This is a genomic window from Candidatus Accumulibacter similis (genome assembly GCA_013347225.1).
GTDB classification, from domain to species: domain Bacteria; phylum Pseudomonadota; class Gammaproteobacteria; order Burkholderiales; family Rhodocyclaceae; genus Accumulibacter; species Accumulibacter similis.
On the sequence record CP054595.1, the window covers coordinates 4248190 to 4273276 of the forward strand.

23 protein-coding genes and 3 tRNA genes are annotated in these 25087 nt (G+C 66.8%); 7 read left to right on the top strand and 19 right to left on the bottom strand.

All coding sequences use genetic code 11. From position 1 onward, the window contains the following. Positions 1-39: 39 nt before the first annotated feature. The 3 genes from HT579_18735 to HT579_18745 form a co-directional block, all read right to left on the bottom strand. On the bottom strand, positions 40-1884 hold the full coding sequence (locus HT579_18735; protein ID QKS30776.1) for a glutamine--tRNA ligase/YqeY domain fusion protein: 1845 nt from the start codon (positions 1882-1884) through the stop codon (positions 40-42). A gap of 90 nt (positions 1885-1974) precedes the next feature. Further along, positions 1975-2472 (bottom strand): type II toxin-antitoxin system RatA family toxin, encoded by a 498-nt coding sequence (locus tag HT579_18740; GenBank protein ID QKS30777.1) that lies wholly within the window; start codon positions 2470-2472, stop codon positions 1975-1977. Positions 2473-2486: 14 nt separating this feature from the next. Next, positions 2487-4373 (bottom strand): sulfatase-like hydrolase/transferase, encoded by a 1887-nt coding sequence (locus HT579_18745; protein ID QKS30778.1) that lies wholly within the window; start codon positions 4371-4373, stop codon positions 2487-2489. A gap of 196 nt (positions 4374-4569) precedes the next feature. Between HT579_18745 and HT579_18750 the strand changes: the two genes are divergently transcribed. The 4 genes from HT579_18750 to HT579_18765 are packed head-to-tail and all read left to right on the top strand — an operon-like array spanning position 4570 to position 7561. Further along, positions 4570-5625: a C4-dicarboxylate ABC transporter gene (locus tag HT579_18750; GenBank protein QKS30779.1), complete on the top strand. Its 1056-nt coding sequence runs from the start codon at positions 4570-4572 to the stop codon at positions 5623-5625. 39 nt (positions 5626-5664) lie between these two features. Beyond that, complete coding sequence (locus tag HT579_18755; GenBank protein ID QKS30780.1) at positions 5665-6657, top strand: cation transporter; 993 nt, start codon at positions 5665-5667, stop codon at positions 6655-6657. Beyond that, a complete protein-coding gene (locus tag HT579_18760; GenBank protein ID QKS30781.1) occupies positions 6654-7112 on the top strand; it encodes a GNAT family N-acetyltransferase in 459 nt (152 codons plus the stop codon). Before HT579_18755 ends, HT579_18760 begins: the two co-directional genes overlap by 4 nt. Then, positions 7109-7561 carry a D-tyrosyl-tRNA(Tyr) deacylase gene (locus tag HT579_18765; GenBank protein QKS30782.1) on the top strand — a complete coding sequence of 151 codons (453 nt, stop codon included), beginning with the start codon at positions 7109-7111 and terminating at the stop codon, positions 7559-7561. Before HT579_18760 ends, HT579_18765 begins: the two co-directional genes overlap by 4 nt. 170 nt (positions 7562-7731) lie before the next feature. Here HT579_18765 and HT579_18770 read toward each other — a convergent pair whose 3' ends face one another. The 4 genes from HT579_18770 to gltX all read right to left on the bottom strand — a co-directional run bounded on the left by HT579_18770 (position 7732) and on the right by gltX (position 10085). Then, positions 7732-8235, bottom strand: a complete 504-nt coding sequence (locus HT579_18770; protein QKS30783.1) for a YkgJ family cysteine cluster protein — start codon at positions 8233-8235, stop codon at positions 7732-7734. Positions 8236-8376: 141 nt separating this feature from the next. Further along, a tRNA-Glu gene (locus tag HT579_18775) sits at positions 8377-8452 on the bottom strand. A 20-nt stretch (positions 8453-8472) separates the two neighbouring features. After that, a tRNA-Ala gene (locus HT579_18780) sits at positions 8473-8548 on the bottom strand. 118 nt (positions 8549-8666) lie between these two features. Next, entirely contained in the window at positions 8667-10085 is a 1419-nt protein-coding gene (gene gltX, locus HT579_18785) for a glutamate--tRNA ligase (protein QKS30784.1), read from the bottom strand. Between gltX and HT579_18790 the strand changes: the two genes are divergently transcribed. Further along, on the top strand, positions 10075-11859 hold the full coding sequence (locus HT579_18790) for a gamma-glutamyltransferase (GenBank protein ID QKS30785.1): 1785 nt from the start codon (positions 10075-10077) through the stop codon (positions 11857-11859). The genes gltX and HT579_18790 overlap by 11 nt on opposite strands. Positions 11860-12019: 160 nt before the next feature. On the opposite strand, the gene HT579_18795 is transcribed toward HT579_18790, so the two are convergent. The 4 genes from HT579_18795 to HT579_18810 form a co-directional block, all read right to left on the bottom strand. Then, entirely contained in the window at positions 12020-12502 is a 483-nt protein-coding gene (locus tag HT579_18795; protein QKS30786.1) for a phasin family protein, read from the bottom strand. A 14-nt stretch (positions 12503-12516) separates the two neighbouring features. Continuing rightward, entirely contained in the window at positions 12517-13074 is a 558-nt protein-coding gene (locus HT579_18800) for a hypothetical protein (protein ID QKS30787.1), read from the bottom strand. Between the two features lie 150 nt (positions 13075-13224). Continuing rightward, entirely contained in the window at positions 13225-14307 is a 1083-nt protein-coding gene (locus tag HT579_18805) for a hypothetical protein (GenBank protein ID QKS30788.1), read from the bottom strand. A gap of 20 nt (positions 14308-14327) precedes the next feature. Further along, positions 14328-15350 (bottom strand): L,D-transpeptidase, encoded by a 1023-nt coding sequence (locus HT579_18810; GenBank protein QKS30789.1) that lies wholly within the window; start codon positions 15348-15350, stop codon positions 14328-14330. A gap of 420 nt (positions 15351-15770) precedes the next feature. On the opposite strand from HT579_18810, the gene ybiB reads away from it, so the two are divergent. Continuing rightward, positions 15771-16754: a DNA-binding protein YbiB gene (gene ybiB / locus HT579_18815; GenBank protein ID QKS30790.1), complete on the top strand. Its 984-nt coding sequence runs from the start codon at positions 15771-15773 to the stop codon at positions 16752-16754. 136 nt (positions 16755-16890) lie between these two features. Here ybiB and HT579_18820 read toward each other — a convergent pair whose 3' ends face one another. The 4 genes from HT579_18820 to HT579_18835 form a co-directional block, all read right to left on the bottom strand. Then, positions 16891-17190 (bottom strand): DUF3579 domain-containing protein, encoded by a 300-nt coding sequence (locus tag HT579_18820; protein QKS30791.1) that lies wholly within the window; start codon positions 17188-17190, stop codon positions 16891-16893. Between the two features lie 205 nt (positions 17191-17395). Beyond that, positions 17396-17470, bottom strand: a tRNA-Val gene (locus HT579_18825). Between the two features lie 265 nt (positions 17471-17735). After that, positions 17736-18671, bottom strand: coding sequence for an alpha-E domain-containing protein (locus HT579_18830; protein QKS30792.1), 936 nt, complete (start codon positions 18669-18671; stop codon positions 17736-17738). An 18-nt stretch (positions 18672-18689) separates the two neighbouring features. Then, entirely contained in the window at positions 18690-20108 is a 1419-nt protein-coding gene (locus tag HT579_18835) for a circularly permuted type 2 ATP-grasp protein (protein QKS30793.1), read from the bottom strand. A 483-nt stretch (positions 20109-20591) separates the two neighbouring features. Here HT579_18835 and HT579_18840 point away from each other — a divergent pair, with 483 nt between their 5' ends. Continuing rightward, positions 20592-22016, top strand: coding sequence for a DEAD/DEAH box helicase (locus HT579_18840; protein QKS30794.1), 1425 nt, complete (start codon positions 20592-20594; stop codon positions 22014-22016). Positions 22017-22030: 14 nt separating this feature from the next. Here the strand turns inward: HT579_18840 and HT579_18845 are convergent, their stop codons facing one another. From HT579_18845 to HT579_18860, 4 genes are all read right to left on the bottom strand, one after another. Further along, positions 22031-22549, bottom strand: a complete 519-nt coding sequence (locus HT579_18845; GenBank protein ID QKS30795.1) for a LapA family protein — start codon at positions 22547-22549, stop codon at positions 22031-22033. Positions 22550-22673: 124 nt separating this feature from the next. Further along, complete coding sequence (gene mtgA, locus HT579_18850; GenBank protein ID QKS30796.1) at positions 22674-23366, bottom strand: monofunctional biosynthetic peptidoglycan transglycosylase; 693 nt, start codon at positions 23364-23366, stop codon at positions 22674-22676. After that, entirely contained in the window at positions 23363-24199 is an 837-nt protein-coding gene (gene aroE, locus HT579_18855) for a shikimate dehydrogenase (protein QKS30797.1), read from the bottom strand. The genes mtgA and aroE overlap by 4 nt, the downstream gene beginning before the upstream one ends. Beyond that, positions 24196-25086: an energy transducer TonB gene (locus HT579_18860; GenBank protein ID QKS30798.1), complete on the bottom strand. Its 891-nt coding sequence runs from the start codon at positions 25084-25086 to the stop codon at positions 24196-24198. The genes aroE and HT579_18860 overlap by 4 nt, the downstream gene beginning before the upstream one ends. Position 25087 lies beyond the last annotated feature (1 nt).

The following is a 25087-nucleotide window of genomic DNA, read 5'->3' on the forward strand; positions in this document are numbered from 1 at the left end:
CCACCGACGTCACACGGGCACCCACTGTTCGCCACCCTATCAGCGACGCGGCCCTGCCTGCGCCGTCCACGAATCGCGCAGCGTCACCGTGCGGTTGAAGACCAGTGCCCCCGGCTTCGAGTCGACCCTGTCGGCGACGAAGTAGCCGTGCCTTTCGAACTGGAAGGACTCCTCGGCGCAGGTGTCGCGCAGCGAGGGCTCGACCCATGCCTCGATGACGCGCATGCTGGCCGGATTGATGTCGTCGCGGAAGTCGCGCTCGACTCCCTCGGGATCGCCCTCACGCCGTGCGCCGGGAGCGGCAACCGCGAACAGCCGGTCGTAGAGCCGCACCTCGGCGCGGCAGGCGGCGGCGATCGACACCCAGTGCAGATTTCCCTTCACCTTGTAGTTGTCGGAACCGGCCGTGCCGCTGCGCGAATCCGGCAGGTACTCGCAATGCACCGCGCTGACGGCACCGCTCGCGTCGTGCTCGCAACCCGTGCAGCGCACGACATAGGCATTGCGCAGGCGCACCAGGCTGCCCGGATGGAGGCGATGGTAGCCCTTGCTCGGCTGCAGCATGAAATCGTCGCGCTCGATCCACAACTCGCGGCCGAAGGGCAGAACGCGCTTGCCCCGCTCCGGCTGCTGCGGGTGATTCGCCGCCAGGCACTCCTCGCTCTCGCCCTCCGGATAGTTGTCGATGATCAGCCGCAACGGATCGAGCACCGCCATGCGCCGCTCGGCCGACTCGTTGAGCACCTCACGCATCGTGTCCTCGAGTTGCGAGTACTCGATCAGCGAATCCGATCGCGAGGCACCGACCCGTTCGGCGAAACGCCGGAATCCCTCGGCGGGGTAGCCGCGCCGGCGCGCGCCGACGAGCGTCGGCAACCGTGGATCATCCCAGCCCGCCACGTGCCCCTCGTCGACGAGCTGGATCAGCTTGCGTTTGGAGAGGACGATATAACTCAGGTTGAGGCGCGAAAACTCGATCTGCTGCGGCAACGGACGCTGCAGCAGGCCGCCTTCGGCGAGACGCTCGAGCAGCCAGTCGTAGAACGGCCGCTGGTCGGCGAACTCGAGCGTGCAGATGGAATGGGTGATGTTCTCGAGCGCATCCTCGATCGGGTGCGCGTAGGTGTACATCGGATAGACGCACCAGCGGTCGCCGGTGTTGTGGTGACTCGCATGGCGAATGCGATAGATCGCCGGATCGCGCAGGTTGATGTTCGCCGACGCCATGTCGATGCGCGCCCGCAGGACATGCGCGCCGTCGGAAAATTCCCCCTGCTGCATGCGCCGGAACAGATCCCTGTTCTCGGCGACGCTGCGCTGACGATAGGGCGAGTCCGTGCCGGGATCGGTCAGCGTGCCGCGGCTGGCGCGCATCTCCTCCGCGCTCTGGCTGTCGACATAGGCATTCCCGCTGTCGATCAGGTACTCGGCGAAGGCGATCATCCACGCGAAGTAATCCGATGCGTAGTAGAGGTTGCATTCCGCCTGCGCCGCCTCGTCCGCGCCCGTCTCCCAGGAGAAACCGAGCCAGCGTACCGATTCGATGATCGAATCGACGTACTCCTGCTCCTCCCTTTCCGGATTGGTGTCATCGAAGCGAAGATGGCAACGACCGCCGTAATCCTGCGCCAGCCCGAAGTTGAGACAGATCGACTTGGCGTGGCCGAAGTGCAGGTAACCGTTCGGCTCGGGCGGGAAACGCGTGCGGATGCGCGCCGGATCAAGCGGCCCGGAAAGCTGCTGTGCTCCCGGCCCGGGCCGGCCCGACCAGCGACGCTGTGCATGCGTGCCGGCGGCGAGGTCGGCCTCGATGATGTTGCGGATGAAGTTGGTACTGACGAGTGCGGACGAACTCGCCGCCCTGCTGTTGGACTCCTGGCTCACGTGGCAACCCCCGGTTCGACAAGAGCGGCATTTTACCCGCCTGCGAGCACAAGATCTCTACAAGCTGTGGTCCGCGGCTCCTGCTGCCGCTCACTCCTGCCGCAGATCGTCTTCGGGCAGGGACCTGGCCGGCGGCAACACGGGACGCGCCACCGCCTGCGCCGCGAGCAGATGCGCCCGTCGCTCGAAAGCGCTCACCATGCCGCCCGCCATCGGCAGGATCAGCATCTGCAGTACGGGCATGAGGAACAGCGAGCGCAACTCGCAGTCGAGAGCAAAGTCCACGCGGCAGCGATCGTCCGCCAGCGGCGCGAAGTTCCAGCGGATGTCGAAGCGGCAGAACGAGCGATCCTGCGACACGATGCTGATCGCCTGCGGCCGCGACAGTTCGGTCAGTGTCCGGAAGCGATGCTGCAGCAAGCCGACCGCCAGGGTCTGTTCGGTTTCGTAGGCCGTTTCGCCACGCCGCAGCACGCGCGCGGCACGGATCAGGGGCACGAAGTCGGGATAGCTCTCGACATCGGCAACGACGTCGAACAGCCTGTCCACCGGCAGCCCGATGGCCCGGGTCTCGCGGTGGACCGCCATTCGCCGCCTGCCGTTCAGCCCCGCGGCCGGCTGAAGCGGGTCAGGTTGTTCATCATCTCGACCGTCTCCTGCCGGATCTCGGCCTTCGCCTGTTCGCGATCGACCACCGGCCGGTCGTCGGCATCGAGAACCTCCATGCGGACCGCCCCCCTGGCGTTGGTCGGAAAGGCCACCTTGTACTTCTCGCCGATGTAGGCAACGCGATGCCAGTCGGCTGCAACGGCGTAGTCGCGCCGGAAGTCGGGCGCCAGCAGGTTCTGCCCCTGCGAGTAGTCCTGCGGAGGATTGCGCACGCCGAGCAGCGGCATCACCGTCGCCGGGATGTCGAGGTGGCTCGTGATGCCGCTGATCACCTGCGGCTTCGCCCCCGGAACCCGCACCACCGCCACCGTGCTCGTCTGGTAGCGGTTGAACTCGGCGGCGTGCCCCCAGCGCTCGCTGCGCTCCATGAACTCCTCGCCGTGGTCGCCGAGGACGATGACGATCGTGTTGTCGAGCAGTCCTTTCCCGGCGAGGTAGGCGGTGACCCGGCCGATCTGGCGGTCGACATGATGCGCGGCATTGAGGTAGCGGTTCTTGATCAGGCTCATCTGCCCCTTGAAGTCGGCCGACAGATAGTTGAAGTCGTCGAGGTAGGGCTCGGCGATGGCGCAGTCGGGCGGGAAGTTGTAGTTGGCGTGCGTTCCCTCGAAGAACATGTAGGCCATGAACGGCCTGCCCGGATCGCGGCGATCGAGGAAGCCGAGCAGGCGGTCGATGTTCATCCGGTCCCGATCCCAGGGCGGTGCGCCGTCCGGGATCGGCTGCATGTCGGCCGGTTCCATCTTCAGGAAGACCGTCCTGTCGAACTGCGGGTAGGTGAATACGGTGCTGGTATGCAGACTGAACTGGTAGTTCTGCTGCTGCAGCACGTCCATCAGCAAGGGCGAGCGGGCCGCCTTGATCATCGGGAACCAGTAGTTGCCGTACAGTCCGTAGAACATCGAGAAGATGCCCATCTGGGTGCCGTTGCCACCACTGTAGTGCTGCTCGAGACGCAGGGCCTGGTTCGAGAACCGCCACAGATTGGGCATGATCGCCGGGTCGAGCAGGTCGAAGCGCAGCGACTCGGCGACCATCCAGACGATGTTCGGCGGCCGCGCCGGCGCTTCGACGTGCAACGGGACGAGCGGGTAACTCAGGCCACCGTGCCTGAGCTGCACCCCCTCGACCGCTTCGTCGCCCACTTGGACGCCGAGCCGGGCCGCCAGTTTGCGGAAAGTCGTCGGCACGTAGAAGGGATAACGCTCGCTGGCAAAGAGGATCGGCTGATAGTTGGTGGCGGCGCTGTAACCGTAGGCCAGCCGCTCGCCGAGGGCAAAGCCGAGGATCGCCAGGACCACCCAGCGCCGACGCAGGCGCCGGCGCGGCGGCGCCTGCTCTGCCTGCCGCGTCGTCCACCACCAGGTCGCCGCCTGCAGGGCCAGCAAGGCGAGGACGATCAGCGCCGCCGTCAGCTCGGTGCTGCGACTGGCGCCGAGCGAATCGATGCCGCCGGGCGAGAAGACGAGGTCGATGACGAAGCCGTTGATGTGGAATCCGTACATTTCATGGATCACCCGGTCGGCAAACAGCAGCACCTGGACGATGCCCGTCAGGCCGATCAGGACGCCGGCGAGCGCCAGTCGTGCGCCAATGGTGGCAGGGCGCCGACGCAACCAGTGATGCAGGAGGTAGCCCGGGACGACTGCCGGCAACAGGTAGAGAAAGGCATAGCTGATCGTCGTCGCCAGTGTCCACGCAACCAGTCCGGGCGTGCCGTAGGCGTTGGCCGTCGTGAAGGCGGTGACGTGCAGCACGACCCAAAACCAGCTGAGCAGGAAGAAACGGTCGATCTGGTGGCGCGATGGGAAGACTGTCATGGCGGCTTTCGGATTGATATTCAATAGTCTAACGCAGGAATGATGGCCGCGAAAGCTTAGGCGATGCTGAAGCGCTGCAGCAGGACGCGTGCACCCGCAAGACGGCAGAACGCGCGCCCGGCTGCGGCTGCAGCCGAGCGCCGGCACCCATCCTGAGCGATAATCGGCAGTCTCTGACGGACAGGAAACTCGAGCCATGGCCGCCGCCCACTCGCCACCGATCACCGTTGCCGAAGTCGTGCGCTACTTCGCTCCCGGCTGGTTCGCTGCCGTCATGGGCAGCGGCGTACTGAGCCTCGACACGCTGGCTCTCGCCTCGCGCTGGCCGGTTCTCGAGGCGCCGGCCTGGGCACTGCACTACTTCAATCTGGCACTCTTCGCTACGCTGTTGCTTCCCTGGCTCGCGCGCTGCCTGCTGCACCCGCAGCTCGCACTGGCAACGCTGCGGCATCCGGTACAGGCCAGTTTCTATCCGACCCTGCCGATCGCAATGCTGGTCATCGCCGCGCAGTTCCTCGCCTTCGGCCCGCACGTCGGCCTGGCGCTCGCGTTCTGGTGGACGGGGGCGGTGCTGACCTTCGCCTTCGGCCTGGCGGTGCTGTACACGACGTTCGCCGGCGAGCAACTCGGCCTCGAACACGTGACGCCGGCGAACTTCATTCCGGCGGTCGGCCTGGTCGTCATTCCCATCGCCGGCGCACCGCTGGTCGGTCAGCTCACGGGCGCGACACGCGACCTCGCACTGCTGCTCAACATCGTCGCCCTCGGCGCAGGGACACTGCTGTACCTGGCTCTGCTGGCGCTGACCCTGCAGCGCAAGTACCTGGCCAAGCCAGCTTTCGGCATGCTGACGCCGACGGTCTGGATCCACCTGGCGCCGATCGGCGCCATCCCGGTCAGCCTGCTCAATCTCGCCGAGCAACTGCCGTTCGCCCTGCCGCCGGGTGTGCTCCTCCTCGCCGGCCTGCTGTTCTGGGGTTCGGGGGTCTGGTGGCTGCTGATGGCGACACTGTTGACCGCCGCCGCGCAGCGTCGCGGCCTGCTGCCATTCGCGCTGTCCTGGTGGGGGTTCACCTTTCCTCTCGGTGCCTTCGCCGCCGCCAGCCTGCGGCTCGGCGGCGCCGCGGGACTGGCGGGCGTCGAGTGGATCGGCATCGCCTGCTGGTGTCTCCTGCTCGCCGTCTGGCTGGCGACGCTGGCGGGAACCATCCGCGGCGTTGCCAGCGGCGGGCTCTTCCGTCCACATCCCTGAACCGGAGCGAACGGCGATGTCGGTTAGAATCCCCCCACCATGAGCGGATCGCACCTGCAGCGACACGACGCGCACGAGAACTGCGCGCACGACCACGACGAACACGGCCAGCGACACGGCGAGCACACGCATCGACACGCGCCGGACGCAGGCCCGCGCCTCCTCTGGGCCCTGCTGCTGACGCTCGGTTTCGCCGCCGTCGAGGCTGCCGCCGGCTTCTGGTCGGGTTCGCTCGCCCTGCTCGGCGACGCCGGTCACATGGTCACCGACAGTGCCTCGCTCGCCCTCGCCGCCTTTGCCGCCTGGCTCGCGCAGCGGCCGCCGACGCAGCGCCACACCTACGGTTACGGTCGCGTCGAGACGCTGGCGGCGCTGCTCAACGTCCTCTTCATGGTCCTCGTCGTCGTCGGCATCTCGGTGGCGGCCGTCGAGCGCATCCTGACGCCGGTCGCCGTCCAGGGCGAGACCGTGGCGCTGGTGGCTGCCCTCGGGCTGCTCCTCAACATCGCCGTCGCCTGGCTGCTGATGCATGGCGAGCAGACGATGAACACCCGCGGCGCGCTGCTGCACGTGCTCGGCGACCTGCTCGGCTCGGTCGCCGCGCTGGTCTCCGGTGCGGTCGTCATGTGGACCGGCTGGACCACCGCCGACCCGCTTCTCTCGCTGCTGATCTGTGCGCTGATGCTGGCCTCCAGCCTGCGACTCCTGCGCGAGGTGATGCAGGCGCTGATGGAAGGCGTACCGGCCAGTCTGTCGACTGAACAGGTGGCGCACGTGCTGGCGGGGATTCCCGGCGTCGCTTCGGTCCACGATCTGCACATCTGGACCCTCTCTTCCAGTCGCATTGCGCTGTCGGCGCACCTCGTCGTCGACTCGCTGGAGCAATGGCCGGCGGTGCTGGCCGCCAGCCGGGAAGCTCTGGCCGCCAGCGGCATCACGCACGTGACGCTGCAGCCCGAACCGCTCTCGACGCCGGTGCGCTGGCTGCCGCGCGCCGCCGGTTGGCAGCCCGGCGCAGCGCGACCGTCATGAGCGAACTGCGGCCGGAGCCGGCGCTGGCCGGCGATCTGCCCGATCTGCTGGCCCTGCTCGCGGGTTGCGCCCTGCCGACGTCCGACCTCGACGAGCGACACCTTGCGGATTTCCTCGTTTGCCGCGACGGCGAGAGAATCGTCGCCAGCGTCGGCCTCGAGCGTCACGCCACTGCAGCCCTGCTGCGGTCGCTGGCGGTGGCGACAGCTTACCGCCAGCGCGGACTCGCAAGCCGACTGGTCGATGAAATCGTGCAGCACGCGTGGAACCGCAAGCAGCACGAAATCTTCCTCCTCACGACGAGCGCCGCCGGTTTTTTTGCCGCCCGCGGCTTTCAGCCCTTCGATCGCCGCCAGGTGCCGCCCGAACTCGCGCACTGCAGCGAGTTCCGCGAGCTGTGTCCCGCATCCGCAGTCTGCATGCGGCGGACACTGACCGCCGACGGCCCGCAATGAGGGTGGTCGTGCAACGGGTCGGCGAGGCGCGTGTCGACGTCGCCGGCGAAACCGTCGGCGCCATCGCGGCCGGTCTGCTGGTCTTCGCCGGCTTCGAGGAGAGCGACGGCGACGGCGACCTCGACCGGATGGCCGGCAAACTGGTCCGACTGCGCATCTTCGCCGACGCGGCCGGCATGATGAACCGCAGCGTCATCGACATCGGCGGTGAGGTGCTGGCCGTCAGCCAGTTCACGCTCTTCGCCTCGACCCGCAAGGGGAACCGGCCATCGTGGCAGCGTGCCGCACCGCCGACGGTCGCGCAGCCGCTGTTCGAACGCTTCGTCGCGCGCCTCGAGGGTGCCCTGGGCCGCCCGGTTCCGACCGGCATCTTCGCCGCCGACATGCAGGTCCATCTGGTGAACGACGGGCCGGTGACGCTCGTGATCGACTCGCGCCAGCCGGAGTAGCACCGCGCCCGTACGGGAATCCGGACGGCCAGCGGCGCCGCGGAACCTGCTCAGGGCCGACGAAAGAGAGCCGGGGCGATGCCGCAGCGGAGGGGCGTCACCATCCGGACAGGACAGCCGGTCACCAGCAGCAGCGCGGCAGTGGCGCAGCCGGCATGCTGCGCAGCGGCTCAAGGTCCGCTACCCTGCCAGCACGTGAACCACTCGCTCAGCGAACGGGCTTCGCCCAGGCCGGCAAGCCAGTGGTCGATGGCGTCGTGGTTGCCCCAGACGACATCGGCCAAGGCACCATTGGCGACGCGTGCCTCGATGTCGTGGCAATACAGCCCGAGTTCGCGCTGGACGTAGAAGCCGTAGGTACGGCACGCCACCGGCCGCCAAGCATAGACCGTGCAGGCTCCCGCAGCCAGGTCGAGAAGCGGGCAGACCAGCGTGCCCTGCGGCCGACCGTCGATGGCGGCGATGTCGGCGGCGAGCTGCCGCAAACGTTCCGCTGGCAGCCTGGACAGCCCTTCGCGCAGCAGATCCCATTCCGCAGCCGTCAGCCGCGGCTCTGCGGCGAGCCGCCGGCAGCAACCGTCGCAGCCCTTCGCGCACTGCCAGTCGGCCCGGCTGCCGCGGATCGCCTGCACGCGCGAGTCGATCTCCAGATGCAGCTGAGCGAGTGTGGTCATCGTGTGTCCGGCGCGGATTGCAGCCGCCGGCGGCACACCGGCGAATGCCCGGGAGATCGGATAAGGGATTGCTGCACGACGCCACCGTGCCGACGCCATCGCTGGCTGCGCATCCGCCGGCTCGCACAGGCGGCGATCGGCTGGCGTCCCCACGGGGATTCGAACCCCGGTACCTACCGTGAAAGGGTAGTGTCCTGGGCCTCTAGACGATGGGGACCCGGAACTTCTCTCGGCTTGTGGTGGAGGTACGCGGGATCGAACCGCGGACCTCTTGCATGCCATGCAAGCGCTCTCCCAGCTGAGCTATACCCCCGCCCGAAAGAAGCCGCGATTATAGGCAGTCGGCCCTCTGCTGTAAAGCGCGAATCGCGGCCCTCCCCAAGCCCGTCGCAAGACGACCCTGCCCGGCCGGCGCCGCCAGCCGGGCGGCATCACGCACCGCGCGCCGACGGCGACGCGACGCGACCGGCGCGCGCGAGCCGTTCGAGGGCGGTGGCGCGCGGAAAAAGCGCGATCAGCGCATCGACCGATGGGGTCTGCTCGACACCGGTCAGGAGGACGCGCACCGGCATCGCCAGCTTCGGCATCCTGACGCCATGCCGCGCGACGCACTCCTTGATCAGCGCGCCGATCGCCGCCGCCTGCCAGGGCACTTCGGCAAGCGCGGCAGTGAAGTCTTCCACCAGCGGCAGCGTCTCGGGCGTCAGGTGGCGGGCCAGCAGTCCGCTCGGCGGCTGCAGGTCGATGTAGAAGAGCTCGGCGAAATCGGCCAGTTCGTTGAGGTTGCTGACGCGCTCGCGGTGCAGCTCGATGATCGCCGCCAGCGACGGCACCTCGCTGACGGCGACGCCGCGCGCAGCCAGGCGCGGGCGAACCAGGGCAGCCAGCCGGCCCGCGTCGCTGCGCCGCAGGTAATGCGCGTTCAGCCAGTTGAGCTTCTCGCTGTTGAACTGGGCCGCCGACGGCGTGATGTGGTCGAGATCGAACCACTCGCAGAACTGCTGCATCGAGAAGATCTCATCGTCGCCGTGCGACCAGCCTAGACGGGCCAGGTAATTGAGCAGCGCCTCCGGCAGGTAGCCCGCATCGTCGTACTGCATGACGCTCACCGCGCCATGGCGTTTCGACAGCTTCTGCCCGTCGTCGCCAAGGATCATCGACAGATGGGCGTAGAGCGGAACCGGCGCGCCGAGCGCCTGCAGGATGTTGATCTGCCGCGGCGTATTGTTGACATGGTCATCACCGCGAATGACGTGCGTGATGCCCATGTCCCGGTCATCGACGACGACGCAGAAGTTGTAGGTCGGCGAACCGTCGGCGCGGGCGATCACCAGGTCGTCGAGCTCGCTGTTGGCGACTTCGATGCGGCCCTTGACGAGGTCGTCCCAGGCGACAACGCCATCCACCGGATTGCGGAAACGCACCACCGGCTCGACCCCGGCCGGCGGCGCCGGCAGCCGCTTGTCCGGCTGCGGCCGCCAGCGACCGTCGTAACGCGGCTTGCGGCCCTGTTCCCGCTGCTCCGCGCGCAGGCGGTCGAGTTCGTCGGGCTGCATGTAGCAATGGTAGGCAGTACCCGCGGCGAGCATTTCGGCGATCACCTCACGATAACGCGCCATGCGCTGCGTCTGGTAGAAGGGGCCCTCGTCGTGCGCGAGCCCGAGCCATTGCATGCCGTCGAGAATCGCCTGCACGGCCTCGGGAGTCGACCGGACGAGATCGGTGTCCTCGATGCGCAGAATGAAGCTGCCGCCGTGGCGACGGGCGTAGGCCCACGAAAAGAGTGCGGTACGCGCACCGCCGACATGCAGGAAGCCGGTTGGCGAGGGAGCAAAGCGGGTGCGGATCATGATCGCTGGTCGCATTCGGAAAAGGGGCCATTCTAGTGGAAGCGCCCGCCCGACGGACCGCCGATGCGCCACCGGCGAGCAGCGCCGCGTCACTCGAACCATGCGACAGCCGTGGTCGTGGATCGCCGCAATGGCCAGCGAGCGCAGTCTTCCCGCCCGCCGCCGCATGGCGTATCCTTCGCCGATGGGAATTCGTGGCGTGATCGCTGCTTCGGAGGCACACACGGCGGCAGCCGGGGTGCGCCTGCTGCAACGCGGCGGCAACGCGGTCGACGCGATCGTCGCCGCCAAGCTCGCGGCAACCGTCACCGAATTGCCGCTGACCTCGCTCGGCGGCGGCGGCGCCTGCATCTGGGGTGACGCGCGCGATGGCTACGAAGTGCTCGACTTCTTCGGCGCGGCACCGGGACTTGGACTCACCACCTTGCCGATCCTCGATTTTGCACCGATAACGGTCGACTTCGGCGAGACCACCCAGGTCTTCCACATCGGCAAGGGCGCCGCTGCGGTGCCGGGAGAACTCGTCGGCCTGCTCGCGCTGCATCGGCGTGCCGGCCGCCTGCCGCTGCGCGAGGTGGTCGCGCCGGCAGTGGCGTGGGCGCGCGACGGTTTCCGCGTCAGCCCGCAGATTGCCATGATTGCCGGCCTGATCGCGCCGATCGTGAGCCACTCACCGACGGTGCGCCGCCTGTTCCTGCCCGCGGAACGGCTGCCCCGCGCAGGCGACCGCCTGGCCAACCCGGAGCTTGGAGATTTCCTGCAGGCACTGGGCAATGGCAGCCCGGATGCGCAGGTCGCCACCTACCGCGCCGCGCTCCTCGAGCATTTCGGTCCGGAACACGGCGGGCTGATCAGCGCCGAAGATGTCGCGGCCTACGCTCCGGTGACGCGCGCACCGCTGCGCATTCCCTTCGGGCCGCATACGGTCCTGACGAACCCACCGCCGTCGGCCGGCGGCGGGTTGATCGGCGCCGGCCTGCGCGTCGCCGACGAACTCGGCCTCGGTCGCGAGGAATTCCTCTCGCGGGCGCATCAACTGGCGATCGCGGAGATTCTGGCGACCGTGTCGGAAGTGCGAGGGGCCGGCTACGATCACCGCCTGCACGCCGACCCGGAGGCGATCCGGCAGCTCGTCGCGGGTGGCAGGCTGCCGCACTGGGCCAGCCACGCACGCGCCCTCTGCAGCGAAAACAACCTCGGCGCGACAACGCACGTCTCGGTGATCGATGCCGAAGGCATGGCAGCGGCGATGACCACCAGCAACGGCGAGGGCTGCGGGCATGCCCTGCCGGGGCTGGGGATTCACCTCAACAACTTCCTCGGCGAGGACGACATCAACCCGGCCGGATTCCACCGCCTGGCGGCAGGCAGCCGCATGAGCACGATGATGGCGCCGACGATCGTGCTCGCTGGCGACCGGCCTCGCCTGGCGCTCGGCAGCGGCGGGTCGAACCGCATCCGCAGTGCCATCCTGCAGACGCTGCTCAACGTGCTGGCCTATGGGCGTCCGCTCGACGAAGCGGTGAATGCCTCCCGCCAGCACATCGAAGGCCGGCAACTGTGGTTCGAGAGCCCGGGTCTGGCGGCCGGAGCCGTCGAAGCCCTGCAGGCGCACTGGCCGGGCGCCACGCGCTTCGACTCGGCAAGCATGTTCTTTGGTGGCGTCAACTGCGTTGCGAGCATCGACGGGCAACTCGCCGGCGCCGGCGACCAGCGCCGCGGCGGCATCGTCCTGTTCGCCGACGACCGGGGCACGGCGGGACCGCCTGTCTGATGCCGGAAAGTGGCGGCTGCCACACACGGCTGGCCGATCGGGAAACGCGGCCATGAGCGCAGATCCATCGACGCGCCGCGACACGCGGGCCGCAAGTCGGGCAAGACACAACCCGCCGGGCGGCCGATGCACGGCCGCCCGCACCACCGCGGACGCCGATTCAGGCGGCCGGCGGCGGTGGCAGCTTCAGCACGTCACGGATTTCGTCGAGGCTGGCGGGAACGCGATTGACGATCGCGTCGGTAGCCTGCCGATTGGCCTTGGCGACGATCTCGGCAAGTTCGCGCATCTTGCTGACCGCCGTCTCGAACGCCTTCTTCGTCAGCTCGGTTTCGGCTGCCATGAGTTGCTGCGGCGAGCCCGCTTTCGCAAGGCCGCCGACAGCAGTCGTCATCCCCTGGATGGTTTCCTGCAGGATCTTCAACTGCCACTCTCCGACCGCCTTGACCCCTTCCATCGCGGCGCGGTTGGCGGCGTTCAGCGCCTCGAGGTTGTCGCGCTGACTCGCCACCAGCGCGTCCATGTTGACGCCCGGCACCTGAAGGCTGGCTAGCGCGTTCAGCAACTGCTCGCTGCCCTTGCTCGGGTCCAGGCTGCTCAGCGCCCGCAGCCAGTCGCCCATCTGTTTCGACATGTCCATCATCGTCGTTCTCCCGCTCAGGTTACTGTCCAGAGAGCGGCTGCCGATTCGTCACCGGCAGCCGCAGTTCTCGCCCTCATGCCTGCCGGCGCACCAGCCTCACCTGGCCAGCACCGGCAGCAGCTGGCGTTCGCCAGCAAGCGTGCGGTCATCTGGGCCACCGCCCGAATCTGCTTGCCAGCCTGCGTATGATACCCCGTGTGCGTGTGATACTGTCCCCACCAGTCCCAGCATCCCTGAGGATTGACCGGTGGACTCGCCAGGGTGCCGTTCCGCACCTGCACCTGCGGATAGACGACGATGTCGTTGGCTTGAGCCCACTTGTTGTAGCCGGCGAACTTGGCGAAGAGATTGCCCGACTGACCGCTCCTGCGGTCGGTCAGCCCGCCTTGCAGGCAACCGTGGAAGGCGACGTGCAGGCGGCACTTGCGGCCATCCGTGCAGGACTTGGGTATGAAGACGTATCCCTCCCTGGCCATCGATGCGTTCTGCAGCTCGCTGTAGGGAATGTCGGAGAACTTGCTGAAGACCGACCGCTGGTCGAAGGCCTTGACCTCGCGTTCCGCAACCGCCACGCGGCCGCCCTTCAGTGCCTCGACACCGTAGATGCGCCTGAGAATGGCCCCTGCCAGATCGACGTCCTGCAGGTCCTTGCAGGCCGCCTGCTTGCCGGCCGGCGGGCAGACTGCCGGCGCGCCAGCGGCAGCCGCCGGCGGACAGATGCACTAATCCCGCGCCTGACGCTGCCGTGCCACAGCCTCGCAATCATCAATGAAGGCGTTCCGCTCGGTGGGCGGCGGCGCTGCCGGCGGCAGCGCACAGTTGCCCACCACGTCGCCCACAGGCTTGTTGAAGGCGTCCCGGACCATCGTATGACGGGCCGGAAAACTCCGGTTGTAAGCGATGTGGCCGGCCTCGATGGCAGCCTTGTCGGCATCGGCATAGAAGTGAAAGACGGCATCCATCACGCCGTGCGGAACGATGGCATCGTACTCGGCGCTGATCAGGTACACCTGGTCGCCCTTGAGTCCGGCAAGCTTGCTGATGCGGCCAGCCGCTTCCTGCGTCTTCGCCTCGGCGAACGATGCTGCGGCCACGCGCCGGGCTTCCTGCCCGTTCTTCGGGGCCCGATCAGTCTTGCCGCACAACTTCGCGTCGAGCCCGAGTTGGCGACATTCGAGCATGACGAACTGGCTGCACTTGGTTACCGCGTCAAGGATGCTGCCCGCCGAGCAATAGTAAGGACCGCCGGCGACAACACCAACCCCCATGATGTGCTCCGAATGGGCGACATGAAATTGGTGCGCCATGAAACCACCCGACGAGATGCCGGACACCGAGATCTGGTCCGGGTCGATATTGACGCCCGCCACAACATCATCCAGCAACGGTGCAGCAGTCGCCCCCTGCACGACGGCCAGCATGGCTGCAGCAGCAGTCGTCAGAAAGTGCGGCCTGCTCTTGTTGATCGAATACCGTGACATCATGTTCCTCCCGTTCGTCTTCGCCTCGAAAACCCATGACGCCTGATCCTGCCGCAGGCCGTGCGAGAAGGCCAACGCGCCCGGCGGATCCGCGCGAAGCGCGCACAGACCGAGTGCGGCACACTTCTTCGGCGCCAGGAGTTCTGTTAAAGCAGGGCCATGGTGCAGTGCACTATTCAGGATAGGCGGCGGATACGGGAAGTCAAGCCGCGAGTCGGTCGCGATCGGTAAACGGACAACTGCGACCGAACGTCGGCAGCAGTTGCGGCGCGTGGCGAGCGAACTGCCGTCGAGCGCGGCAGTCGCCTGCAGCGGCGGGCGCAAGCACCGTCGCTGCAGCCACGTCAGTGATCAGGGAAGGAACTCAGGACTGCCATGTCGAGCCCGGTCGTCTGCTCGAGCACAGGCGCATCGGTCACCATCAGCGTCGTTCCCGGCCGGATCTCGGCCGCCAGGAGCGCCCTGAAGTCGGCCGGAATAGTGACCTCGTTCACCACCTTCGCGTCCGGCCGCGTGTCGGCATCGCCCATGTGCCCGACCAGCCCGACGCCCACCCATTGATGCTCCAACAGCCCGCCGGGCTGCGCGCCTTCCTTGGCGACGAAGACGTGGCTGCCAACTGGCTGCTGCGGCCGGCGGAAAGCCGCCTTGGCGCGGCCGATCTCGACGCCGTTGCGCAACACCAGGATCCGCTCATCGTAGCGGCTCAGGAGGATCGACAGCGGGCCCCACGGCGCCTTCTCCGGCTCCCAGCGATGGCCGGTGGTGGCCGGCAGGCGGCGATGCTCCGCCTGACCCCCAGCGTCGGTGACCGGACTGAGGAATGCCGGATGCCGGAACTCCGCCGGCGCCGAACCGGCCTTGGCGATCACCACCGTCATCCCCTTCGGTGCGGCGTCGAACAGCAGGCGAGCAAACTCGCTGGGCAGATGCACGCAGCCGTGCGACTCCGGATATCCGGGAACGCCACCGGCATGCAGCGCCACACCATCCTGGGTGAACTTCTGCGTGTAGGGCATGGCGGCATTGTGGTACTTTGTGGAATGGTGATCCTTGTCCTTGAGGAAGGTCTGGAAGACGCCGCTGGGAGTCTGGTAGCCGGGCTTGCCGGTACTGACTGAGGCGATGCCGATCAGCAGGCCATTGCGATAGGTGTAGGCACGCTGCTCTTCGAGACTGACCAGCACCAGAATCGGACCAACCGGTGCGAGCTGCGGCGCCCAGGTGAATTCCCCGTTGCGCAACTGGTCGGCCGGTGTCTCGAACGGCACGGGCTCCGTGGCTCCCCAGAAAGGTGTGCGCTCGGCCTGGATACTGCCGACCAAGCCGAAGAACAGGGCAACTGCGATCGTGTAGAGTCTCGTCATCTGCTCGTCGAATCCTTCATGTGTTGAAGCCGTGCGCTGCCGGGCACGCCAACCGGAAGTGGCAATTGTACAGTGGCGGTCCGCCGGCCGCCGACAACCCCTTCCGCAAGGGTTCCTCCGACAGAGAGGGCACGCGCGAGCCGCCGGCGCTGCTGCCTGCCTCCCGCGTGCCCGGATCGCCACCATGCCACGATGGATGGCACGGCCGTTGCTTGGAATTCAGTGAATGGTGGGGTGAAGACAGCAGCCCCGACGACTGCTTCCATCGGCTGTGATGTACGATGCTGGCTGGCGCGACCATCGACGGCCAGCGCGGCGTGGCGGGTGCCGATCGCAACGCGCCGGGCGGCGGCGGCTGCCGGTGCCGCGGAATGGGATGCGCGACGGCGACACGCCGTGACGACAACGGGAGGAGGGATCATGGACTTGGCGCTCTTGATCAGGGAGATCGGGCGTGGCGCGACCGGAGCGCGCGACCTGTCCAGCAGCGAGGCGCGGCAGCTCTATGGGGCGATGCTCGACGGCATGGTTGCGGATCTTGAACTGGGAGCGATCGCCATCGCCCTGCGCATGAAGACCGAGTCGGTCGACGAGATGGTCGGCTTTCTCACGGCCACCACTGAGCGCCTGCCGACTCTGCAGCGCCCCGCTGGCCGCGCCCGGCCGGTCGTCATCCCGAGCTACAACGGCGCCCGCCGGGGTGCCAACCTGACACCACTGCTGGCGCTGCTGCTGCGTCGGCATGGCGTGCCGGTTCTGGTGCACGGCCTGAGCCAGGACTACGGACGCGTCACCAGCGAGCAGGTGTTCTGCGAGTACGGCGTGGCACCGTGTGAGGGAGTACATGAGGCGCAGCAGCGAATCGACGACAACGGCCTCGCCTACCTGCCGCTGTCGCGCCTTTGTCCCGGACTGGCATCGCAACTTGCTCTGCGTGATCGGCTGGGGCTGCGCAACAGTGCCCACAGCGTGGTCAAGATGCTTGATCCCTTTCATGGCGATTCGCTGCTCCTGGCAGCGGCGACTCATCCCGACTACATCGACAGCATGCGCGCCGTGCTCGGCACAGTCGGCGCGAACGCCCTGCTGCTGCGCGGCACCGAGGGTGAGCCGTTCGCCAATCCGAAACGTCGGCCGGCGATCGAGCATGTGCATGAGGGGAGGAGCGACATCCTCTTCGAGGCAGAACACGACAGTCTCAGAAGCCTGCCGCAGTTGCCTCCGAACTCGGCTGCACAGGCGACGGTCGAGTGGATGCGCCGCGTCTTTCTCGGTGAGTTGCCGCTGCCGCTGCCGATCGCCAATCAACTCGCCTGTTGTCTGTACGCCTGTGGTCGTGCCACCGACCTCCATCAGGCGAAGGCGCTGGTGGCGTTGGATGGCAAGGGGTTGTCACTGGTCTGACCGGTCAATGACGACCGTCAAGGACCACCGTACCGTGTCGCCGGACGCCACCGGCAACGGAACCGTCAGGCCCCGCCGCGACACGGGTCGTCTGACGATATGCCCGGCGCAAGACGCCGGCCGTCGCCACCGCAGCCTATACCGGCGTACCAGGCGCCGCGACGTCGTGGATCAGTTGCAGGTCGTTGTCCTCGGCGAAGTGCAGGACGAAACGGTAGGCCATCGGCTCGACTTCGTACAATCGCCCATCGACATGAACCGCCTTCTCTCCCTTGTAGGTCCGCGGACCGACGTAGGGCGAATAGCGCATCCTCTTCTCGGCACCAAAGACCGATAGAACGCCACAAAGCCTTTCGGCCCAGTCGCTGGGACGAAACTTCCTGCCGCCAGTGGTCAAGCCGACGATGATGAAGGAGGGATGCGGCGTAGTGCTCATGTCTCGGTGATGTCGTGGCGAAATGGACCGGGAAAGGCTCCTGTAGCGCGTTGCCCGCCTGCCTGCACGGCCCTGTCGCCGATTCTAACAGAAAGTTCGACGCTCTGCCGGCGCATGGATGCACCACAGCGTCGGCCCACTCGCAGCAGCAGGAAACGATCGCGCACCACGTGGCTGTCGTTGCCGAATGGCGGGCGCATCGGGATGGTGGGCGATAGTGGGTTCGAACCACTGACTTCCACCGTGTGAAGGTGGCACTCTACCGCTGAGTTAATCGCCCAATTGCCCGCAGCCCGACTGCGCTGCAGAGACTTCCGCCGAACCGCCGCTGTCTGCCCGGCGCCGGCAACTTGGCCGCCGCCCTGCGCGACCTGCTGCGGCTGCCTCGTCCCCCGGCTGCAGATGAAACGCTCTGGCGGCGACGAAGCGGCGATTAGAGCACAAGTCGTTTTGCCGGTCAATGCGACAGCACGCCAACCGCCCTGGCGGGACGACACCGGGGGGCGAGCACGACCGCTGGTGGCGGGCGTCAGCACCCCATTCCTTCAGGCAGCGATCAGGAAGTCGCGGCTGATGCCGTCACCAAGCTCGTAGATGCGATCCATGAAATCGGTCAGATATTCGTGCAGACCGCCCGCCAGGACATCATCGATGCGGGCGAAATGGAGCCGGGCATGCAGTACGCCCGCCTGCCGCTGGGTCTCGGCCGAAGCATCGTTGGCAATCAGCTGCAGCATGCGGACGATACCGTCGGCACAGGCGTGCAGGGATCGCGGCAGATCCATCCGCAGAATCAGGAGTTCGGCAACACGCGCCGGAGTGATCGCATCGCGGTAGACCTTGCGGTAGACCTGGAATGCCGACAGCGACCGCAACAACGCGCCCCAGCGGTAGAAATCGCTGGCGCCCTCGTCGTCGCTCTGACGCAGGATGTGGTACTGCATGTCGAGAATACGCGCCGTGTTGTCACCCCGTTCGAGCAGGCCACCCAAGCGGATGAAGTGCAGCGCATCGTCCTTGAGCATGGTGCCGAAAGTCACTCCGCGCGTCACCGCCGAGCGCAGCTTGACCCAGTCGAAGAACTCGCTGATGCCCCGTGCGAGAATCTGCTCGAAGGTCTGCTGCCGCAGTTCGATCCAGGTGGCGTTGATGCTCTCCCACATTTCGGCGGTCAGCGTCCCGCGCACAGCATGCGCGTTCTCGCGCGCCGCACGCAAGCAACTGTAGATCGATGACGGATTCGTCGCGTCGGCAACCATGAACCGCAACACGTTGTCGACATCGACGCCGCTGTAGGTCTCGGCAAAAGCCGACTCGAGGCTGTTCAGAGCGAGAATGGCGCGCCAGTTCTCGTTCTGTGCGGCGATCGACTGGGGGACCAGCGACATCTGGTAGGACACGTCGAGCAGGCGCGCCAAGTTCTCCGCCCTTTCGGTATAGCGCGCCAGCCAGTACAAGTGGTCCGCCGTGCGACTCAGCATCTCGATCCTCCGTCCATCTCAGTTCTCCAGCACCCAGGTGTCCTTCGTTCCACCGCCCTGCGACGAGTTGACCACCAGCGAACCGGCTCGCAACGCAACGCGCGTCAGCCCACCCGGCACCATGCCGACGCCACGCTTGCCGGAGAGGACGAACGGGCGCAGGTCGAGGTGGCGCGGAGCAATTCCGGAGTCGACGAAGGTCGGGCAATTCGACAGCGCCAGCGTCGGCTGCGCGATGTATTTCTCCGGTGCGGCGATGATGCGGGCGCGAAACTGCTCGATCTCCGCCCGGCTCGAGGCGGGTCCGACGAGCATGCCGTAGCCACCGGCACCATGCACCTCCTTGACCACCAACTCGGGCAGGTGCGCCAGGACGTAGCGCAGGTCTTCGGGCTTGCGCAGCATCCAGGTCGGGACGTTGTTCAGCTTCGGCTCCTCACCGAGATAGAAGCGGATCATCTCGGGAACGTATGGGTAGACCGACTTGTCATCGGCGACACCGGTACCGATCGCGTTCGCCAGTGTCACGTGGCCGGCCCGGTAGGCCGACAGCAGGCCTGGCACGCCGAGCATCGAGTCCTTGTTGAACACCAGCGGATCAAGAAAATCGTCGTCGAGGCGGCGATAGATCACATCGACCTGCTGCGGGCCCTGCGTCGTGCGCATGAACACCGTTTCATTGCGGACGAACAGATCGCGGCCCTCGACGAGTTCGATTCCCATCTGCTGCGCCAGGAAGGTGTGCTCGAAATAGGCGCTGTTGTAGGCACCCGGAGTCAGCAGGACGACGGTCGGATTGGCGACGCCCTTGGGCGCCACCGTGCGCAGGTTGTCGAGCAACAGGTCGGGGTAGTGCTGCACCGGCGCAATCAGGTGGCGGGAGAAGAGTTCGGGAAAGAGCCGCATCATCATCTTGCGGTCCTCGATCATGTACGACACGCCCGAGGGCACCCGCAGATTGTCTTCCAGAACGTACGATTCCCCAGCCCCTGCCCGGACGATGTCAACGCCGGCGATATGCGCGTAGATCCCGGACGGAACGTCGATACCGATCATCTCGCGACGGAACTGTGCGTTGTTCAGCACCTGCTCGACGGGAACGCAGCCGGCCTTGAGAATCGCCTGCTCGTGATAGATGTCATGCAGGAACGCGTTCAGCGCCTGCACCCGCTGCCGCAGGCCGGCCTCGAGCTGCGCCCACTCGGCCGCCGGGATGATCCGCGGAATGATGTCGAAAGGGATCAGCCTTTCGGTCCCCGCCTCTTCTCCGTAGACAGCGAATGTGATGCCGACGCGATGGAACGCCGTGTCCGCTTCGGCCCGCTTGCGCTCGAGCCGCTCGGGCGGCATGCCGGCTAGCCATTCGGCAAAGGCACGGTAGTGCGGCCGCAGGCCAGCATCCGAATCGTACATCTCGTTATAGAACGCTCCGCTCATGAGGCTCACCGCGATATTAGGTCTCGACGTCTTCAAGCAGGAACTGTGCCACCCTGGAGCAGCCGCTGCCAGCTGGCGGCACAGTACTGCCGGTCGGGATTCGATGCAAGAGAATGGTGCGTCGCCACTGCGACGCGCACGTTGCCGGTGCATCGGAGCCCGGGCTGTCTCGCTTGAATGCCGCTCAGGAAGCGCCACCGCACCCGCGCCCGTGCTACAATGCGCGCCGCACGTTGCAGCGCAGCTGCTGCGTGCCCCGAGCATCGCGAACCTGGCCGTAAGTCTCAAGCCCCCCTGCCTTCTGGTGTCGATCACTTCAGCGCCTTCCCGGCACAAAGCTTCTGTGCCAATGGGTGCCGACTCCTGTTGATCCGACAGAGTCTGTCTCGCAGCCTTTCGTTGGTTGGCGTTGCCCTTCCTGCTTCATTCGCACCCCCCCGCGCGGCTGGCGGCGAGGGGCTGCACATCCATGCGAAAGACAACATGAATTTTGTAGAAATCGGGCTCAACCCCGCCCTCCTCGCAGCGCTCACCGATTCAGGCTACGACGTGCCGACGCCGGTGCAGGCACAAGTCGTCCCCGCCGCCATCGAAGGCCGCGACATCATTGCCTGCTCGCAAACCGGTTCCGGCAAGACTGCTGCCTTCATGCTGCCGCTCCTGCACCGCCTCGCTCTGCAGGAGCGGCCGGCAACGGCCGCGCGCAGTGCTGGCCGGGAAGGCGGCCGGACGCCGCCGCGTGGCCGCGACCAGCAACGTTGGCAACCGGCACGGCCACGCGTGCTGGTCCTCACGCCGACCCGTGAGCTCGCGCTGCAGGTCACTGCCGCCAGCGAGAAGTACGGTCGCCGCATGCACCAGGTGCGGGCTGTCGCCATCCTCGGCGGCATGCCCTACCCGAAACAGATGGAACTTCTCGGCCGCAACCCGGAGATCCTCGTTGCCACGCCAGGCCGCCTTATCGACCACATGAGTTCGGGCAAGATCGACTTCGCGCAGTTGCAGATGCTGGTCCTCGACGAAGCGGACCGCATGCTCGACATGGGATTCATCGACGACATCGAGCGGATCGTCGCGGCAACCCCGCCCTCGCGCCAGACAATGCTCTTCTCGGCGACACTCGACGGCACGGTCGGCGTGATGGCACAGCGCATCACGCGCAACGCGCTGCGCATCGAGGTCGACGCTCCGTCCGCCAAACACGAGAACATCGAGCAGCGCATGCACTTCGTCGACGATCTGGCGCACAAGAACCGCCTGCTCGACCACCTGCTGCGCGATGCGTCGATCGACCAGGCACTCGTCTTCACGGCGACCAAGCGCGATGCGGACAGCGTCACCGATCGCCTGAACGTCGCCGGCCTGAATGCTGCAGCGCTCCACGGCGACATGCACCAGGGTGCCCGCAACCGTACGCTCGCCGCGATGCGGCGTGGCCAGGTGCGAATCCTGGTCGCCACCGACGTCGCCGCACGCGGCATCGACGTGCCGACGATCACACACGTCTTCAACTACGACCTGCCGAAGGCTGCCGAGGATTACGTGCATCGCATCGGCCGCACCGGGCGCGCTGGCCGCAGCGGCCTGGCGATTTCGCTCGTTCATCACGCGGAACAATTCAACGTCAGGCGAATCGAGCGTTTCACGCGGCAAAGCATCCCGGTCGAAGTCGTCGCCGGCCACGAGCCGACGCGCCGTCCGCAGGCGGCCAAGCCTCGCCCGGAAGGCAGGCCATGGCACGGGGCTGACAAGCGCACGGCGCAGCCAGCCGGACAGGCCGACAAGCGCGTCGGCAAACCGGCAGCGCACTGGCGCGACGGGCTGCCGCGCACCGCTCGCCACGATTCGGTACATGGCAAGACGGGCGGCAGCGCCACCGGCCGCAGGAACTCCGCCAGCGGCCGTTGAGAGGACCAGGGCACTCAGAAGTGCCCCGGCCGACGCTCCGGCAGCACATCGCCTTTCCTGTCGAGCCGGTCCTCCAGTTCACCGACGCACGCGGCGACGCTGTTTGCCGACTGCTCCAGCGCCGTCAGGAGTTCCTTCTCGAGCCGGTCGAGCCGCTCCAGGATCGCCGCGTCACTCGCCAGCGGCGTCGCACCGCCGCGGCCAGACAACTTCTGCAACTCGCCTTCGAGAAAGGAACGCAGTTCGGTGAAGCGCGAGGCTTCGGCCTTGTCCGCGAGTTCGCGGTTGAGTTGCAGTTCCTGCGCATGGCGGCGCGAATCGAACAGCGCCGAGGCCTGCACATAGACGACGAAGATCAGGAAGAAGGCGGCCAGGAAAGCGATGACACCGAGCATGATCACGCCGAGCGGCGCTTCGACCTGCGCCAACCCCAGTGACAGCGTCGTCGGTGTCGTGAAGGCGTGCCAGTTGAGCGCGGAGAAGGCGGCGACGAGGGTGAAGACGAACAGCAGAAAAACGGTACGAAGCTTCATTAGAGTGATGACTCCTTGAGATATCCGGAACCGACGGCAATTGCAGCGGCAGCAGGCGGATAGTATCGCAGGCTTGCCGACACCGGCCACTGCGCCAGCGACCGACAGCGGACATTGCGGCGGTTCAGGGAAGGTCGGCAGACGGCATGCGGGCGAGGATGATCGCTGCCTTTCTTGCCAGCCCCGGTGCGTTGCGGTTGCGGTCGTAGAAGCGCGGGCTGGGAAGCATTCCCGCCAGCCGCGCAGCCTGCTCGCGCGAAAGCTGTGCCGCCGGGACACCATGATAGTGACGGGCGGCCGCTTCGGCTCCGAAAACGCCATTGCCCCATTCGATGACGTTGAGGTAGACCTCGAGAATCCGCTCCTTGCTCCACACGCCTTCGAGCATCAGCGTGATGACGGCCTCTTCCGCCTTGCGCCATGGCGTCCGCGCCGGAGTCAGAAAGAGGTTCTTGGCCAGCTGCTGCGAGATGGTCGAGCCGCCGGCAACGACCCGGCCCTTCTTCTGGTTCTTCTCGATCGCCTGCTGGATGCCGTCCCAGTCAAAACCCTCGTGATCGACGAAGCGGGCGTCCTCGGCAGCGACGACCGCGCGCTTGAGGTGAACCGATATGCGATCGTAAGGCACCCATTGCTTGCGCAGTTCTGCTTCCGGTTGCTGCCGACGCAGTTCCTCGAGACGGATGGCCATGAAGCGCGTGACGTCGGGGTTCGCCCAGTTCCACCAGAGAACCCAGCCGAACAACCAGAACTGATAGAGGACCAGCAGGGCCATGCCAGCAAGCAGCACGCGCTTCGCCCAGAGCAGGAGCCTCATTGACTCCCGGTCTGCCGGCTGCCGGCGCGCAGCATTGCCAGCACCGGCGCCGTCGCTGGCCGGACGCCACGCCAGAGCTGGAAGGCCTCCGCCGCCTGCTCGACCAGCATTCCTAGGCCGTCTGCCAGGCGCGCCGCCCCGCGACTGCCGGCAAGGCGCAGGAACGGGGTCTCGTCCTCACCGTACATCATGTCGTAGGCGAGGCTGTCGCGAGCGAAGAGCCCGTCCGGCAAGGGCAACGAGGCGCCGGCAAGACTGGCCGACGTGGCATTGATCAGGAGATCGAAGCTCTGCCCGGCGAGTTGCGGGTAAGAACAGGCGCTGACCGCACCGGCGCCCGGCATCCGTGCCGCCAGCTCATGCGCACTGGCTTGGGTCCGGTTGGCGATCACCAGCCGGCGCGGTCCGGCCTCGAGCAGAGGGCCGAGAACGCCGCGCGCGGCGCCACCGGCACCGAGCAGCAGGACACGCATGCCGACGATCGGGCAACCCAGATTCTGTGTCAAATCGCGCAGCAGACCGGCGCCGTCGGTATTGTCACCGAGCCACGCCGGCCCGTCGAAGAACAGCGTGTTGACCGCCCCCGCGAGCCCGGCCCGCGGCGTCAGTCGCGTTGCCAGCCGACAGGCCTCCTGTTTGAACGGCAGCGTGACGTTGGCACCGCAACCACCGCCGGCGACGAAGGCACGAACGCTGCCGGCAAAGCCATGCAGCGGGACGAGGATCGCCTCGTAAGCGAGATCCTGGTTGCATGCCGCCGCGAACGCGGCGTGAATGGCTGGCGACTTGCTGTGGCTCACCGGATTGCCGAAGACGGCGTAGCGGTCGCTCATCGCTTGGCGGCCCTGGTTTCCAGGCTATCACGCTGTGTGAAGTTCCAAGTGCGGGTTATCACCAGGGTGTCCGTATCGTGCCGGATGGCCGGCGGGAAGGCGGCGAACGGTGATGCCATGACGACGATCCGGCGGGCCGCATCGTCGAGCACCTTGTGGCCCGACGAACGGTTGATCTCGACTGCATCGACCGAGCCATCGCTCCTGACCGTCACCGTCAGGACGAGGCTGCCGTAGAGCTTGCCGCGCGCCTCGGCCGGGTAGTTGAGGGTCCCGACCCGCTCGACTTTCTGCCGCCACTCCTCGAAGTATTGCGCGAACCGGTACTCCATCGCGCTGCTGCCGAGAAACTGCTTGCGGGGCCGCTTGCTGTATTCATCGAGTTCCTTGGCAATTTCTCCCTCGAGACGGGCCATCGCCAGCGCGCTCTGGGCGAGGTCACGACCACTGAGATTCGGCACGGGATCCGGCTGTGCCTCCTGTGCAGTGGTCGGTGACAGCGAATCCCTGCTCTGTGCCTGCGCCGCCAGCCGCTGCTGATGCGCTTCGAGGGCCTGGATCCGCTTCTGCGAGTGTTCGAGCTCGTCACCATGCTGCTGCCGGGGTGCTGCCGGCATCGGCGTCTTCGCCCGGTGCTCGTGCTCGGTATTGCCACCACTGTCGAGATTCGCCTGCGCCTGCACCGTCGCCTCCTCGGGTGGCCGCGCCGAACGACGATTGACCAGAACGACGTCGAGCGCGCGTTCCCGAACGCTGCGCGACGCGTCGGGAAAGCTGAAATGCAGTGACAACAGGAGACCGTGCAGCAGCAGGGAAAACCCGACCGCCAACGCCAACCGGTGGTTGGCCGACCATCGATCGAACCGATGCAACGATCCCTGCCTCACC